Below are 14,271 nucleotides of genomic sequence, written 5' to 3'. Positions count from 1 at the left end.
CTATGCCATCGTGTCGCCTTCTAACCTAGTAACTTAACGAGGTAGGTTCAGAAAATGCAGTTAAGCACGTCTATCCAAAAACGTTATGCAACAAAGCCGCGAGGAAAGAAACCAAAGACTAACAATGAGCCATTGAAATCCATTTTATATTTTATTGTGCCTCTGTGTGCTTTTATTAATGGGGCTTTTCTTAGTGGTATTGCTGGTTCAGTTTTTGCGACGAGCATGCAAATTGGTGTTGGTTGTCTTATTCTTGCTCTAGTGCTATGCATAGTGTATGGATGGTCGCGAGGAGATAATGTTCAGACAATTGAGGAGTCACTAGGGAGCCAGGAAGGTCAACGCTACCCACTTCTGTTGGTTGTTCCGTTCCAAATGGAGGTTGAGCAATTATCTCCCATGAGTCTCGTGGGTGTTAGTTCAGCTAGCCACAGGCAAGTTTTGGCAGGGGCAATGCTACAGATCGAAAATTCCCTTGCAGCTGCGGCCTCGCCACCGAGCATTATGCTTGTAAAGCTGAATGCGGTTTCGTTCAAAACTGTGCTCTCTAGTGATTTAGCCAAAGGATCAGAAAGAGAGTTCTATTCGTTGGCTGTCGAATGTAATGGGAAACTATGCAAAGTTCTCTCCGTTTTGCACATTACAGATCTTGGAACCTCAGCGATATTCACTCTAGAAAGCCAGGAATATATATCGGCTAAGAGAAATTTTGTTCCCTGGCTGATGACATCGCTGTTCGTCGGCAATCGGCGAGATGAAGTCCCCGTAGAGCAAAGGTCAACCCAAACGCTGATGAGCTTTTTGGGCTGGTTAGCATGTATGCTTTCTGGTGGGTTTTTAGGATCACTCGTGTTGGGGCCCGTAGGCGCAATCGCCGGAGCAATAGCTTTGATGGTGGTTATGTACACCGCTGGGTATTCAATCCACAAAAGAAAACAAAATGAAAAAGAAAGCCTGATGCTTTTGGCCAGGATGTGTATGGTTAAGGCGTATCAGAGCATTAATCTGGACTCGCTCCTTGCCCACTCCAATTTATCGCAGAATGCCCAATCAACGAGACGGGAGTCTAAAGAACGTCAGGTGGCGAAGGCCACCAACGAACGAGCTGCTGACGAACCTGTTAGGCAGCAAGCCAACGAACCTTCGTCAGAGGCCGCGCCTCTGACGAAGGTGAAACGGAGAGAATAATGCTTGAGCAAGACGTCCCTTTACTATGGGGAAAGCATCCTCTGCCAAGAAGTCGGGGCACTGAGCATTTCCTTATTGTTGGAGCCAGCGGGTCAGGAAAGACCACGCTCATAAACCGGCTCATGAAAAGCGTCTTTAAGTTCAATGATAGTTTTTGTGCCCTGGTGTACGACCCTAAGCAGGATGTTCTTCCGATGCTATACGCATTGCGACAAGAAACGGAAAGTAATGTCGAAAACGGCATGGCATCAGTCCGTGTTCTTCACCCACTCGATGATCGGTGTTGTTCGTGGAATCTCCCGGCAGATATAGACGGCCCTGTTAGTGCAAGGCAGCTTGCGACGATTTTGGTTCCTGACCAAGAGGACAGGGGCAGCGGAAATAGCTTTTTTACAAGTGCTGTAAGAGACCTTCTTACTGGCATACTTTTGGTTTTCATTAACTGTACAAAGAAAGATGCTAAGTGGACTTTCCGCGATGTTCTTTTAGCAATGTTATACGAGCCATACTTATGGTTTCTTATGTCAATAGAAACAACAAGAGATGGAGAAATTTTCCCTGTCGTTAAGAGATTGAAAGAAAGCTATCTAGAAGGTGATGATAAGCGTACTATATCCAATATAAGAGCTACTATTAATTCTAAAATCTCTATATATGAACCTATAGCAGCTACCTGGCACTTGGCTGAGAAAAAGGGAGCGAAATTTACTTTTTCATTGAAGGATTGGGCAGATGGAAAATATTCAGATGTATTAGTTTTAGGCAATGATGAAGCATCACGCGCCGCGATTGATGCGATTAACCAAGCAATATTTAAGCGTGCTACGGAGATGGTTCTTGCAAGACATGAGCTGGAGCGGGATGTACAAGACCGAGGTGAAAATCAGATTTGGTTCTTTCTTGATGAGGTGCGTGAGGCGGGGCAGCTCGATGGACTGAGCCGACTGCTTACCAAAGGCAGGTCTAAAGGTGCCTGTATCGTCATGGGCTTTCAGGATATTTCAGGGATGCGTGACGAGTACGGTGAGGAGGTGGCAAACGAAATATGCGGCCAATGCAACAATGTAGCGATTCTAAAGCTTAACAGCCCTACAACTGCGCAGTGGGCGAGCGAGCTTTTTGGTAAACGCCTTGCTACCCAACGTGGAAAAGGCACAAGCTTTGATTCAGCGGGTAAACTCCAGGAAAGTCGAAACCTAGGTGAAGAGGAGCGACCATACCTCTATACATCTGATTTTCTCTATCTTCCAAAAACCAATGAGCAAAATGGTCTCTCAGGGCTATTCCGAGGTCTGGATACTAATCCTGAAACCGACCCTCTACTTCTTCATTTTGACTGGCAAAAAGACATTGAGCCAGAGAGGGTAAAAATCCCTAAGGCTCAACCGAAAGTATTGGAGGAGTCAGAGAAGGCAGAAGAGATTTCAGAATCATGGTTAGTCGCACGGCGGCCAATACATCCATCGAAGCATTATCTCAAGCCATGGGATCAGGAAGACTGGGAACGTCTGGGTTTGGATAAGATTACTCCAAATGTCATTGATTGGAAATCAGTCCCCAAGACAGAAGAAGCGCCTGGCAAGGATAAGAAGAATATGCCTCGCGGCTCAAAAAATCGCTTATCTCAGTTTATGGATGGTTGGCTACCAGGTAACTCAGACAGAAATCAGGAGAACTAAAATTATGCCCGAGTGGGTTGATGACCAAAAAGAATACACGTTCAAGCTATCGTCTGAACTCAGAAACGAGTTAAGGGCAGGCCCTGAAGTAAAAACGAATCTTTTGGGAGTTATGGATGCTTCAGAAAATGAACGAGCAAAAATTGTTATTGGAAACCATGCTGATAACAAAAATATTTCTGTTTTAGAGCCTAAAGTATTGGGTGAATGTATTAAATCTATTTCTAATAGCGCAGGAATAGACCCAATAGATGTAGATTGGTATGCGAGAAATAATAATGGAGAATTAAAATCTCTTTCACTAGAAATATATTCGGAAAAATCACCTAACCTAGAGTATCAGCGGTTAGTTAATAATCACGAATTTGCAGACCATACTGAAGCTGAACGAGCAAAAAAAGCGTTTCCTGACATTGATGTACAGAAAATCCGTGTTAATTCGTTTGATGACCCGACCCCTGAACAAGGAGGTAATCTACACGCTGCATTTGATGAGGCTTACCTGAACAGAGAAAATCATGTAGAGCAAGAGAAAAACAATCAAAATATAGATAAGTCGCCTCATGAGTATGACATATCTCAGGAAAGTTTCAGTAGGTAATCATGTAAATGCTACATCCCAATGTATAAGCTGCTCTTCAGCGGATTTTCTCAGGGATAATCCTCCATCACTTGGCCCATGCCATACCAAAACTCTTTCTGGCTCACCTGGTTTGATAGGGTCAGTTATATACAAAATGAAAGTTTTACCTGTTGCGAGAATTGAGCCATCTTTTTCCCTTATATGATTAACTGAATCCTGAATATCATTGATTAGTTCAATTCCATAACTACATTTTGTGCCCAATCTTTCAATAAACCATTTTGTATAAGGTGTCACAAAAACTTTTCTTGGTAACCTAGATTTATCTTTCATATTTAGAAATCTACTTTTCAAATATAAATGCTGCAATAAAAAATCTTTTTTTATCTTGGGGCTTTTTGCCCATCTTCTATTAAGTATTCCAAAAACGCAAGTTTCTGGGACGATGAGCTGACTCTCAGCAAACTCGTTAGGCTGCTCTTGATGTGCCATATAATTCAGAAGGATATGCGCCAAATAATTCAGAAAGTTACATTCGTGGTCTTTTAGTTTTGTTGTATTTTCCCATTGATAATGCCTTTTAGCAAAGGTAAACTACAGATAGGGCAGTTGCTACTAGGTCGCGTTTTGTAACGCCGTTTGTGACGATTCCGCTTCACTACGAAAAGTACTGTGAACTGTAAATCTGCTGACGTTTTATCGGTGAGAGAAATCCTTGACGAAGTATAACATAAATCGTATACTTATTGTTATAAATGATGACATTTTATCTGATAGTCACCAAGCCATGAAACTAGCCACCCCGAATCACGAGACCGACATCGCCGAACACCAGCACGACACCGCAACGGAAGTCGTACTGCCGCCGCTCGATGCAGGCGTTCTGCGAGCACGAGCACTCGTGGAGCAAGGACTTTCTAGGCACCAGATAAAGGAGCTGGCCGACACCGGCAGGCTGCTTCACCTTGGGCGCGGACTCTACAGCCTGCCGGATTCGCCCATCACCGAAAACCACGACATCGCTCAGGTTACGGCCCGCGTTCCTCATGGCGTCGTTTGTCTGGCATCGGCGCTTCAGTTTCACGGCCTGACCACACAGAATCCCTGGCGAATCAACCTCATGCTCCAGCGCGGCGCGAGACCACCGCACATTGAGCACCCACCTCTTTTCCTCGTTTATGCTCAGGGGGAGTCTTTCCATGCGGGCATCGAGGAGCACCCCATCGAGGGCGTGAATGTCAGAGTAACCTGCGTCGCCAAGACTATCGCGGACTGCTTCAAGTACCGCAGCAAAGTCGGCCTCGATGTCGCGCTGGAGGCACTCAAGGAGTGCCTGACCGAGAGGCGAGCTACCCGCGAGGAGCTACGTCGCTACGCCAAGATTTGCCGGATGGAGAACGTCATGCGGCCCTACATGGAGGCGCTTTCGATATGAACATGGAGGCGCTTTCGATATGAACATGGAAGCGCTTTCTATATGAACAAGGAAAATGCGCGAAACACCGCCGCCTCCGTGAGGCAGCGCCTTGCCAACCAGGGCAAAGAGCGTGGTATCGAGTTCCAGCGTATCCTCGTGCTCTATGCTCTGGAGCGTCTGCTTTATCGCATCAGCGCCTCTTCCTATTCGGGTGAGTTCATTCTCAAGGGAGCCATGTTGCTCTCGCTCTGGTTTGAGAACCCCTATCGCCGCACCCGCGACATGGACTTACTAGGCCGCGACGAGCCGTCTCTTGAGCGCTTCGCTGCTGTCTTTCAGGAGCTGTGCGCTCTGGAGGTCGAGGAGGATGGTCTTCGCTTCGCCCCGGAGACGGTGATCGCAAAGCGCATCCGCGAGGAGAGCGACTTCGGTGGTGTCCGTGTGCTGCTCACCGCTTTCCTGGAGAATGCCCGCATCCCACTTCAGGTGGACATCGGTTTCGGCGACGCGACCGTACCCGAGCCGCAGGAGACAGATTTCCCTATCCTGCTGACGGGTTTCCCCGCTCCGCACCTTCGGGTCTACCAGAAAGAGACGACCATTGCGGAGAAGTTCCGTGCCCTGGTCGTGCTGGAGCGCACCAACAGCCGCATGAAGGATTTCTTTGACCTCTACATCCTCTCACGCGAGTTCGCTTTCACCGGGGAGCGCCTGACAGCGGCGATTCGCGACACCTTCGCCCGGCAGGGAACGACGATCCCCGCAGAGATTCCCGACGGCCTGACGCAAGACTTCGCAAGCGACATGGGCAAGCAATCGCAGTGGAAGGCGTTTTTGAAACAGAACGTCCCGCCGCCGCTCGATACTCTTTCCCTGCCCGATGTGACCGCTGGCGCGGCAGCTTTCCTGATTCCACCTCTGCAAGCAGCTCAGGCAGGAGAGCTTTTACTCTCTGAGTGGAGTCCTGGTGGGCCGTGGAAGTCGCCGGGTAGTCAACCTAAAAACGAAGAAGAAGATTGAAGAAGACAAGAGAGACGCAAGTAAGAGAGGCAGCGGCGCTGAGAACCTCATGGGAAGGCAAGCCCTGCCATCACCCCACGGGAGACCTGGAGACTAGCTACCAGGCGGAGGCTCAGCGCAAAGGGACGCCGTCGAGCTACTTACCATGCGTTGACTGCATGATTTAATCTAAAATATATGTATTTCAAGACATTTTTTTATAATTATATTATGTCCTATATGGTATAATTTTTCCATGTTTAACCGAACCGGAGCACGGAAACTCAGGCGGGCACAGCTCGACCGGCAGCTTGCCCCTGCCGTCACACTCACCATTCCCAGAAACGGCTGGATTAGAGAGCTACGCGAGGCACTGGGCTTGAGCGCACGACAGCTAGCCCAACGGGTCGGAGTGGGACAGCCCACTATCGCACGACTGGAGAAGTCCGAAGCGGCAGGAACCATCGAGATCAAGACGCTCAGGAGAGTCGCTGAGGGCATGAACTGTCGCCTGGTCTATGCCTTTATCCCCGTGGATGGGTCGCTGGAAGAGACCCTCAAGGCACAGGCCACTCAGACCGCAGAGACACTTCTGGCACGGGTGGAGCACTCTATGGCGCTGGAGGCACAGGGCGCAACACCACAAGATAGGAAGGCGCAGGTTCAGGAGCTGGCAGACGAGCTGGTGCGAACCATGAACCGCCAAATCTGGGATCAGGATGGGCAAGAATAGCCAGGATGGACATAGCCATTGACCTTTGACTATCCGGAGGGAGCAACGTCACTTGACCCCGACACGATGGAAGGGCTGATTCCGGGGCTGACTACGCAAGGCGAACTCAACGCGTTCGAGGCCCGCAACATCGCCTCGGCACTCCAGTGGGCACTCCGGAGCCGAACCTTGAAGCGTGACCTGTATACTTCCAGCGGGCTGATATTGCTCCATAAGCGGATGTTCAATATCACTTGGCGCTGGGCAGGGCAATTCCGAAAACGCGAAACGAACATTGGGGTGACTCCGACCCAGATTCCTGTCGCGCTGGCTGCACTTTGTGGGGATGTGGCCTATCAGGTCGAGCACCAAGTCTTCGACTGGGATGAACTTGCAGTACGCTTTCATCACCGGCTTGTCCTGATCCACCCATTTCCCAACGGCAATGGCCGCCATGCTCGCTTGGCCGCAGACCTCTTGCTGCATTACAATGGTCAAGCAATGCTCTCCTGGGGTGCAGGCTTGACCCAAAGCGGTGCGGTGCGAAGCGCCTATCTCGCGGCCCTGCGACAAGCGGATCAGGGAGACTTCGAGCCGCTACTTGCTTTCGTCCGAACATAGAATTCAGCCCTGAGGTAAAGTAGAGAACCATGCCGTTTTTGGCGAGTCAACTTTAGAAATGGGAACTAACTAAACAAAGACTAGTTAAGTAGGCTGAGAAAAAAATATGAAAAAAAATCAACTAAAACAACTCAGTAGCCTTTGCTTTGTCCTAGGCTTCGTATCTATTATTGGCTCTATCGCTATCTGGTTTCTGACAGGTGGTAAAGCAGCTGATACCCAAGCGCATGGAGAAAGATTCGGTATCTTTGTTGGATTATGGGCACCTACTTTCTTAATCTTGTCAAACCGTTTTGATCGCTACGCAGAAAATCACGTTTGACGTTTAATGAACAAAGAAACTAAAGTCTGTCCCGTTTGTGGTTTGTCTTTTACCAATCGAAAGCGATGGAAATCCCGTGATCAATGGGATCAGGTGGTGTATTGCTCGAATAAATGTCGTCTCGCGAAAAAAACCATAAAAACCCAATGATAGAAAGCTGACTGGTCAGTATCTTGCAGAATCTCTAACGGGGCTGTTCCTCCGAAAAGTTGTATTACATTAAGCAGCAGTTTCTCTTGCGCGATCATTCGCGGAAGTCTACTCAGCGACTATTAAAATGATAATCCCGGCGCGGTGAACCGCGCCGCCCGCTCCCTGAACTCACTTTAGTCTTCCGTTGCAAGGTATTGACCCTTCCGTTGCAAGGTATTGACCGATTGAGGGGACCTAAAAACAAAAAAACGACCTCACTCCCAGTGGAGTAGATCGTTCGGGTGGAGGTTCGAACCTCCGCTTGAATCAGTAGTTTCCTACGTGACTATGAGTATAGTATACGGCGAAAACGGCACCAGCTGCCACAGAGTAGCAATACACAAAAAATGGCAGGACAGACCATCTCAGAGGCTACTATAGTCAAGAGTGCTAGCCAGAGAGGTACTTTGAACAAGAGATAGTTTCTTTTCTCATATTATCAGTATCAGTATTGTCTCACATATAAGACACCGAGATGGTATAGCCTAACCGAACTTAGCAGTATGCCATGCTCCGTTGGATGCAGTATGCGTGCTCCGTTGGATCAGGATGCCGGTTAGAGCCAACGCTCAGCGCTCTTCCAGAAGCTCATAAAGCTGCCTGGGACAGCTTTGGAGTCGGGCCACTGTGGGAAAAGCCAGACAGGAGCGTCTTTGTCACCCGGCCAATGACCCGTCGCGGGATACGCCCGGCTTCGCACCTCGGCGGCACCTTCCAGACCAGGAAGCGTACTCACCTCACCGACAAAGATCTTCAGACCGGGGATATTCTTGGCCAGCGCAAGGACAAACGTCATGCGCTTTGGAGAGATGGGAAAGCGCTTAAAATGAGATGGCTCCAGCACCAATACTCGGGTTGCTGTTTCCTCCGCTCGCCAAGTGGGGTTTAGGTTCCATGGCGAGTAGAGCAACACATCTGAACCCGGCGCAATTGTCAGTTTGTCGCTCGCGGGTAGGGTGCAGGGAAGCTCAACAGGGCGCGTCTCTTGCAAAACTCGCGGCACGGAAAGCAGCGTCAGCTCTTCATAGGTGACATCGAGAAACGTTCCATGCTGACGATGATCCGGGTCGAACTTGTTGAGATTATCCTGATTCGCAACGTATTTCTTGCTGGAAAACGTCCCGGCCACCCACTGCCAAGAGAGCGTGTTACTTGCGATGTCGCCGTCAAGGAGGTAGTAGTAGTACCAGCTCGCCAGTGGCTTCCAGTGAATCTGCGCCATGTTCGCAGCAAGCATCGCAGTCCACATTCGGGCATGGTTATGGACATACCCTGTTTCATAGAGCGATTGGATCGAGTTGTCTATCGCCTCAATTCCGGTGGTGGCATCCAAAATCGCAGCAGGAATGGCCGCACGCTCACGGACGGCCTCCTGCTCCCGCTTAATATCGGTGAAGATTCCCTCACCTTTCTCCCACCAGACGCGCTGGAAATACTCGCGCCAAGCCAGCTCAAAGACCAGCTTGTAGGACGCTCGCTTCCCGGCCTTGGCATAGGCAGCGTCGCGAACATCCGGGAGCGTCAGCACTCCATGCGTCAGATATGGGCTGAGCTGAGTCACTGCGCCATCCAAGAAGTTGCGAGTGGTGCCATAGTGTGCTGGATCGATAGCAGCCAGCCGTGCTCGGATTGCGTCAATGTCAGTAGGGAAATCAGACTCTGTAGAAAAATTGGTCATGTGAGTGGATCTATTTTGTTATGTAAGTGGATCTATCGGAAGGGAGACGCCGAGGCGCTGCTCCAGCCCCTGAATGCGGGCAAAGTGGGCGGCCTTCGTCTCCGGTTTTAGTTTGTCGAAGAGAGCTACCATCATCGATGAGCGGTGGTTGGCGAGAAACAGCTTTCGGTGTCGATGGATGAAACGCCAGTAGAGCGCATCCCAATCGGCGCACCAGTCTCCCTTTTGCCAGTCCCCCATCTTTCGCAGGTAGGCGCTGCCACACAGATAGGGCTTGGTGGTCATCAGGCCACCATCGGCATACTGGCTCATCCCGTAGACATTAGGAACCATCACCCAGTCATAGGCATCGATGAACTGCGTCATGAACCAGCCGTAGACATCGTCGGGGTGAATTTCGAGCAAGAGCAGCAGGCAGCCCAGCACCATCAGCCGCTCGATGTGGTGACAGTAGCCGCTCTCGTTCACCCGCTGGATCACCGTGTCCGCTGGAATGAGCCCCGTTTCTCCCTTCCAGAATGCCTCGGGCAGTGCATTGGAGAAGCCGAAGAAGTTGGTGGTACGCTGCTTTCGCCCGAAGACCTCATAGGTGCCGTGGACGAACTCGCGCCACCCGACCACTTGGCGCAGAAATCCCTCCAAGCTGGCAAGGGGCACGGGGTGCTCTTTAGCAAAGGTCAGCGTCGCCTCGACAACCTCCTGAGGGGTGAGTAGCCCGGTGTTGAGCGCGGGGGTGAGCACCGAGTGGAATAGTCGCCCGTCACTGGCTCGCATGGCATCCTCGTAGGGGCCGAAATCATGCAGGCACGATGCCAAGAAGCTCGTGAGTTGCTCACGTGCCTGTGCGTGCGTGACAGGGTAGTCCCTCGGTCGCGGTGGAGGCTGTACACTTTTGGGGATTGGCTTGCGATTGTCTTCGTCAAAGCTCCAGCGCCCGCCTTGTGGTTCGCCTAGATCGTCCACCAGGAGCTTTAAGCGGCGGCGTTGCCACTTATAGAAATCTGCCATGGAGACGCGTTTCTTGCCCCCGAAGTAGGCATTGCGCTCAGCTGTAGGGGTTAGAAACAGCGGGGAGGGTAGGATTTCTTGCTCAAACCCTCTGAATGCCTTTGTGACGTCGCGCTCCAACCAGTCGTCGGAGAGCTCAAAGTAGGCAATCTCTGTCACGCCTTCGGTTCTCAGCCGCTCCGCCAGTTTGGCTAGCGGCTCGCCCCTGATCTCCACTGACTTTCTCGCCTGCTCCAGCGCCTGAGCGAAGGCTGCCATGCTCTTTCGATGCAGAGCCAGCTTTTCAGGGTGAAAGGGAAATTGTGTGAAGTAGAGCGGATGCTCGTGAAGGATAACCTTGAAGACGTGTGGATCTGTCAGGATCGCTTCGAAAAGCTGGTGAGGAAAGAGAAGCAGTAGCACTACCAGGGCATAACAAAATTAGTATAAGTGTGTTCCACCTACCTGGGGTATAACAACGATTCCTAATCCAGGTCGTGGCCTCACTCGCCCTGCGTGATGCTCAACTATACCTTTCCGGTGCGATGGGCAAAGAATCCTATTGTACATTTTTGGGGGATGGGCAAAAATAGCCGATTAGTCTTTTGGCTACAACCCGCACAGCGCCACCAATTAGGCGGATTTTACACTGGCGGGGGATGTGCAAAAATAGCCAATTTCCTTAGCGGGGATTTTCCCGGAAAAAATGTTAGGATGCCAGAAAACTCTTGACGAATGACTTTACAAAAAATATTATTAAACTAATATTGTGGTATAATTTGTAAAGGCTATGGAACTAACCACGACGCTATCCAAATCCCACGCGACACCAAGAGAGCAGCTTGCACAGCTTGCACAGGAAACCGGCATTCTCAGAGCCAGAGACCTGAGCGCACGCGGGATCGCCAGGGTCTATCTCAAGCCACTGGTTGAAAGTGGCCTTCTTGTGCAGCTTGGGCGAGGACTCTACGCCCTGGCCGACACGGAGGTGTCCGAGTACCAGACTCTCCTAGAGGCAATGGCTCGCGCTCCCCACGGGGTTATCGCCCTGGTTTCTGCCCTGCGCTTTCATGGACTTACCACCCAGAACCCTTGGAAAATCTGGATGCTCCTTGAGACCGGAAGCCATGTTCCGCAAGGGGACTACCCTTCTCTTACTATCTTCCAGGCCAAGGGCGATTCGTTTCACCAGGGCATCGAGACCCACACGATAGAGGGAAAGGCGCTTCGCGTTACCTGCATCGCAAAGACTGTGGTGGACTGCTTCAAGTACCGCAACAAGATCGGCCTCGATGTCGCGCTGGAGGCACTCAAGGAGTGCCTGACCGAGAGGCGAGCCACCCATGAGGAGCTGCGCCGCTACGCAAAAATCTGCCGTGTCGAGCGTGTGATGGCCCCGTACATAGAGGCGTATTCAATATAATGAGCAAAGACCCGACCCCAACTACACCGATCCTAGCTCCGGAACCTCTCCTGGCTGACCTGCGCCAGCTCATCAGCGCGGCTCGTGAGAGCGTCGCTCGCTACGTCAACCAGGAGCTGACGCTTCTTCACTGGGATATCGGCCACCGTATCCAGACAGAGCTGCTCAACAATGAGCGAGCTGAGTATGGCAAGCAGATTGTTGCGACAGTGTCGAGACAATTGACACAAGAATTTGGCAGCGGCTTTAACCACCGCAGCGTCCTTCATATGATTCGCTTCTCAGAGAGCCTCCCAGACAGAGAGATTGTCTCGACACTGTCGAGACTTTTGAGCTGGAGTCATTTCATGGAGGTCATCTACTTAGATGACCCCCTTAAGCGGGACTTCTATATTGAGCTTTCCCGCATCAACCACTGGAGCGTTCGTACCCTCCGAGCGAAGATTCAGGGGATGCTCTTTGAGAGGAGCGCCCTCTCCAGTAACACCGACGAGTTCATCAAGAAGGAGATCGCTATCCTTCGAGACGAAGACCGCATGACCACCGACATGGTCTTTAGAGACCCCTACCTACTCCCCTTTCTGGGGCTGAGTGATTCCTACAGCGAGGAGCAGCTAGAGGATGCGATTATCCGCGAGATGGAAGCCTTTCTCCTGGAGATTGGCGATGGTTTCACCTTCGCTGCCTGTCAGAAGAAAATGCCAGTGGGCAAGAAGACCTACAAACTGGACTTGCTGCTCTACCATCGAAAGCTCCGCCGCCTGGTAGCAATCGAGCTGAAAATCGGCCCCTTCAAGCCGGACTACAAAGGTCAGATGGAGCTTTACTTACGGTGGCTGGACAAGAACGAGCGCGAGCAACATGAGGAAGCGCCCATTGGCCTGATTCTTTGTAGCGATGCCGAGCCTGATGAGATCGAGCTGATGGGACTTGACCAGGGCGATATCCGCGTGGCTCGCTACATCACCCAGACTCTTCCCCCCACCGTCTTGGAGAAGAAGCTACGCGAAATCGTGAGCCGAAACAGTGAGTTGATCGCCCGCCGCGAGGCAATGAAGCAGCTAGAGTCATCGGGAGAAGAGTAGCAAACGGAGAAGAGTAGCAAGAAGCAATGCCCTTCGTTTTATCTGTCATTTATCAAGCAGTTAAATGTAAATCGCCTGACATACAAAAGAAAATCACGATGGCAAGACCCCGACTTTACCCGAGCAACGCCCACCGGCAAGCAGCCTACCCAGACCAGAGCCGCGAATCCTTAGCGTACGTTTCCGTTCCAAAGATTGTCGGGTTGATTGGTCATCGGGGAGAAAACACATGCAAGTAAGCGAAGCGGCGAGGAGAAGAGCCACCTGGGAAGGTAAGCCCTGCGAGCATCCCAAGCTCGTGGCCGAGTACGACCAGGCCCGGCTCACGGGCGATATGGTCTGCGTACAGTGTGGAGCCACCTTCCCCCACGCCGAGGCCGATAGCTTCCGACGACAGGAGCGAATCCCATGAGCCAAGAAACGAAAACCTTACCGTATGATATTTTCCGTTTCGTTACCCCTCCTCTACACACGCTGCACGGCCAGGGCTTAGCGTACATTTCGCCCGAAAAAATAAAGTCGGGCATCCCGTCTACGCCGGGGCTTATTACGGATTTTCTCCCAAATGAGGCTCCTAGCCGAGGAGTCCTCTCTTCACCAGAACATAGCAAAAAACGCATGTGGCGGCTTTTAACATCTATGTTTGTTCAGAGGGGGATAGATGCCAAGCGGAGCAAAGGTGCCAAGTTAAGTTTTTGGGGAAAACTGTACGCTAAGGACTCACTCCTTATTGGTACTTTTCGTTCCATTGCAAGGCCCGCCTCGACAACGCAGCCCAGAAAGAGCGCGGAGCGGCTCTTGCTCTTGGGAGCACTCCTGTACAAACATAGCTGTTCAAAAGGGACACTTAGCGGGGTCACTGGCTCCGCCACTAGGGGAACTGCCCTGCCTAGTGCCCTCCTTCCCTGTACAAACATAGCTGTTAATTTCGGCCACTTCTCCCCTCTGGGTGGACGGCGGCTAGAGAGGAGCCGATGAGACTTGCCACGAGAGAAACAGTACGAGAGTCCAGCCGAAAGGCAAAGGGCGTACAGAGCGCGAAAGAGCGAGTCGGTTCATTTCCGCAGTCGCTCCGACATGTGGGCCACTCCACAAGACCTCTTCGACGAGATCAACGCCGAGTTCGGCTTCACGCTCGATGTCTGCGCCGAGGAGTACAACGCCAAGTGCGAGCGCTACTTCACGCCCAAGCAAGACGGCCTCACTCAGAAGTGGGAAGGTGTCTGCTGGATGAACCCACCGTATGGCCGTGGTGTCGGGGAGTGGATTCAGAAGGCCAAACAGAGCGCAGAGCAGGACGGCGCGACTGTCGTTTGCCTGATGCCAGCCCGCACCGACACGAGCTGGTGGCATCAGCATATTCTAGGAGGCGAGGCAGAAGTGCG

16 protein-coding genes are annotated in these 14,271 nt (G+C 51.3%); 13 read left to right on the top strand and 3 right to left on the bottom strand.

Annotated elements, in window-relative coordinates:
• Positions 1 to 54: 54 nt before the first annotated feature.
• The 3 genes from RMO15_RS13500 to RMO15_RS13490 are packed head-to-tail and all read left to right on the top strand — an operon-like array spanning position 55 to position 3,468.
• Complete coding sequence (locus RMO15_RS13500) at positions 55 to 1,188, top strand: hypothetical protein (RefSeq protein ID WP_309713423.1); 1,134 nt, start codon at positions 55 to 57, stop codon at positions 1,186 to 1,188.
• The gene (locus tag RMO15_RS13495) at positions 1,188 to 2,867 is read left to right on the top strand and encodes a type IV secretion system DNA-binding domain-containing protein (RefSeq protein ID WP_309713419.1); all 1,680 of its coding nucleotides are present in this window, start codon (positions 1,188 to 1,190) and stop codon (positions 2,865 to 2,867) included. The genes RMO15_RS13500 and RMO15_RS13495 overlap by 1 nt, the downstream gene beginning before the upstream one ends.
• Before the next feature lie 4 nt (positions 2,868 to 2,871).
• Positions 2,872 to 3,468, top strand: coding sequence for a hypothetical protein (locus RMO15_RS13490; RefSeq protein WP_309713417.1), 597 nt, complete (start codon positions 2,872 to 2,874; stop codon positions 3,466 to 3,468).
• Here the strand turns inward: RMO15_RS13490 and RMO15_RS13485 are convergent, their stop codons facing one another.
• Complete coding sequence (locus RMO15_RS13485) at positions 3,469 to 3,942, bottom strand: hypothetical protein (RefSeq protein ID WP_309713414.1); 474 nt, start codon at positions 3,940 to 3,942, stop codon at positions 3,469 to 3,471.
• 295 nt (positions 3,943 to 4,237) lie between these two features.
• Between RMO15_RS13485 and RMO15_RS13480 the strand changes: the two genes are divergently transcribed.
• From RMO15_RS13480 to RMO15_RS33270, 6 genes are all read left to right on the top strand, one after another.
• Positions 4,238 to 4,885, top strand: coding sequence for an AbiEi antitoxin N-terminal domain-containing protein (locus tag RMO15_RS13480; RefSeq protein WP_309713411.1), 648 nt, complete (start codon positions 4,238 to 4,240; stop codon positions 4,883 to 4,885).
• A 42-nt stretch (positions 4,886 to 4,927) separates the two neighbouring features.
• Positions 4,928 to 5,887: a nucleotidyl transferase AbiEii/AbiGii toxin family protein gene (locus RMO15_RS13475; RefSeq protein ID WP_309713408.1), complete on the top strand. Its 960-nt coding sequence runs from the start codon at positions 4,928 to 4,930 to the stop codon at positions 5,885 to 5,887.
• Positions 5,888 to 6,122: 235 nt separating this feature from the next.
• Positions 6,123 to 6,599, top strand: coding sequence for a mobile mystery protein A (locus tag RMO15_RS13470; protein ID WP_309713406.1), 477 nt, complete (start codon positions 6,123 to 6,125; stop codon positions 6,597 to 6,599).
• Between the two features lie 18 nt (positions 6,600 to 6,617).
• Positions 6,618 to 7,199 carry a mobile mystery protein B gene (locus RMO15_RS13465; RefSeq protein ID WP_309713405.1) on the top strand — a complete coding sequence of 194 codons (582 nt, stop codon included), beginning with the start codon at positions 6,618 to 6,620 and terminating at the stop codon, positions 7,197 to 7,199.
• Between the two features lie 106 nt (positions 7,200 to 7,305).
• Positions 7,306 to 7,521, top strand: coding sequence for a hypothetical protein (locus RMO15_RS13460; RefSeq protein WP_309713403.1), 216 nt, complete (start codon positions 7,306 to 7,308; stop codon positions 7,519 to 7,521).
• Between the two features lie 6 nt (positions 7,522 to 7,527).
• Positions 7,528 to 7,671 carry a DUF2256 domain-containing protein gene (locus tag RMO15_RS33270; RefSeq protein WP_369016111.1) on the top strand — a complete coding sequence of 48 codons (144 nt, stop codon included), beginning with the start codon at positions 7,528 to 7,530 and terminating at the stop codon, positions 7,669 to 7,671.
• A gap of 598 nt (positions 7,672 to 8,269) precedes the next feature.
• Here the strand turns inward: RMO15_RS33270 and RMO15_RS13455 are convergent.
• Positions 8,270 to 9,391 (bottom strand): FAD-binding domain-containing protein, encoded by a 1,122-nt coding sequence (locus RMO15_RS13455; protein ID WP_309713401.1) that lies wholly within the window; start codon positions 9,389 to 9,391, stop codon positions 8,270 to 8,272.
• 18 nt (positions 9,392 to 9,409) lie between these two features.
• Positions 9,410 to 10,801, bottom strand: coding sequence for a cryptochrome/photolyase family protein (locus RMO15_RS13450; RefSeq protein ID WP_309713399.1), 1,392 nt, complete (start codon positions 10,799 to 10,801; stop codon positions 9,410 to 9,412).
• A gap of 367 nt (positions 10,802 to 11,168) precedes the next feature.
• On the opposite strand from RMO15_RS13450, the gene RMO15_RS13445 reads away from it, so the two are divergent.
• The 4 genes from RMO15_RS13445 to RMO15_RS13430 form a co-directional block, all read left to right on the top strand.
• Positions 11,169 to 11,801: a type IV toxin-antitoxin system AbiEi family antitoxin domain-containing protein gene (locus RMO15_RS13445; RefSeq protein ID WP_309713398.1), complete on the top strand. Its 633-nt coding sequence runs from the start codon at positions 11,169 to 11,171 to the stop codon at positions 11,799 to 11,801.
• Positions 11,801 to 12,886, top strand: a complete 1,086-nt coding sequence (locus tag RMO15_RS13440; protein ID WP_309713396.1) for a PDDEXK nuclease domain-containing protein — start codon at positions 11,801 to 11,803, stop codon at positions 12,884 to 12,886. The genes RMO15_RS13445 and RMO15_RS13440 overlap by 1 nt, the downstream gene beginning before the upstream one ends.
• Positions 12,887 to 13,115: 229 nt before the next feature.
• The gene (locus RMO15_RS13435; RefSeq protein WP_309713394.1) at positions 13,116 to 13,298 is read left to right on the top strand and encodes a hypothetical protein; all 183 of its coding nucleotides are present in this window, start codon (positions 13,116 to 13,118) and stop codon (positions 13,296 to 13,298) included.
• A 665-nt stretch (positions 13,299 to 13,963) separates the two neighbouring features.
• A partial coding sequence (locus tag RMO15_RS13430; protein WP_309713392.1) for a DNA N-6-adenine-methyltransferase occupies positions 13,964 to 14,271 on the top strand: 308 nt, incomplete at its 3' end.

The sequence above is a fragment of the Armatimonas sp. genome (genome assembly GCF_031410135.1).
Lineage (GTDB): Bacteria > Armatimonadota > Armatimonadia > Armatimonadales > Armatimonadaceae > Armatimonas.
This window is presented reverse-complemented; position numbering and strand designations above follow the sequence as displayed.

Bases quoted from the DNA above. Each gene is read 5' to 3' on its own strand.
- RMO15_RS13500 (WP_309713423.1), top strand. From the start codon at position 55: ATGCAGTTAAGCACGTCTATCCAAAAACGTTATGCAACAAAGCCGCGA.
- RMO15_RS13495 (WP_309713419.1), top strand. From the start codon at position 1,188: ATGCTTGAGCAAGACGTCCCTTTACTATGGGGAAAGCATCCTCTGCCA.
- RMO15_RS13490 (WP_309713417.1), top strand. From the start codon at position 2,872: ATGCCCGAGTGGGTTGATGACCAAAAAGAATACACGTTCAAGCTATCG.
- RMO15_RS13485 (WP_309713414.1), bottom strand. From the start codon at position 3,942: ATGGCACATCAAGAGCAGCCTAACGAGTTTGCTGAGAGTCAGCTCATC.
- RMO15_RS13480 (WP_309713411.1), top strand. From the start codon at position 4,238: ATGAAACTAGCCACCCCGAATCACGAGACCGACATCGCCGAACACCAG.
- RMO15_RS13475 (WP_309713408.1), top strand. From the start codon at position 4,928: ATGAACAAGGAAAATGCGCGAAACACCGCCGCCTCCGTGAGGCAGCGC.
- RMO15_RS13470 (WP_309713406.1), top strand. From the start codon at position 6,123: ATGTTTAACCGAACCGGAGCACGGAAACTCAGGCGGGCACAGCTCGAC.
- RMO15_RS13460 (WP_309713403.1), top strand. From the start codon at position 7,306: ATGAAAAAAAATCAACTAAAACAACTCAGTAGCCTTTGCTTTGTCCTA.
- RMO15_RS33270 (WP_369016111.1), top strand. From the start codon at position 7,528: ATGAACAAAGAAACTAAAGTCTGTCCCGTTTGTGGTTTGTCTTTTACC.
- RMO15_RS13455 (WP_309713401.1), bottom strand. From the start codon at position 9,391: ATGACCAATTTTTCTACAGAGTCTGATTTCCCTACTGACATTGACGCA.
- RMO15_RS13445 (WP_309713398.1), top strand. From the start codon at position 11,169: ATGGAACTAACCACGACGCTATCCAAATCCCACGCGACACCAAGAGAG.
- RMO15_RS13440 (WP_309713396.1), top strand. From the start codon at position 11,801: ATGAGCAAAGACCCGACCCCAACTACACCGATCCTAGCTCCGGAACCT.
- RMO15_RS13435 (WP_309713394.1), top strand. From the start codon at position 13,116: ATGCAAGTAAGCGAAGCGGCGAGGAGAAGAGCCACCTGGGAAGGTAAG.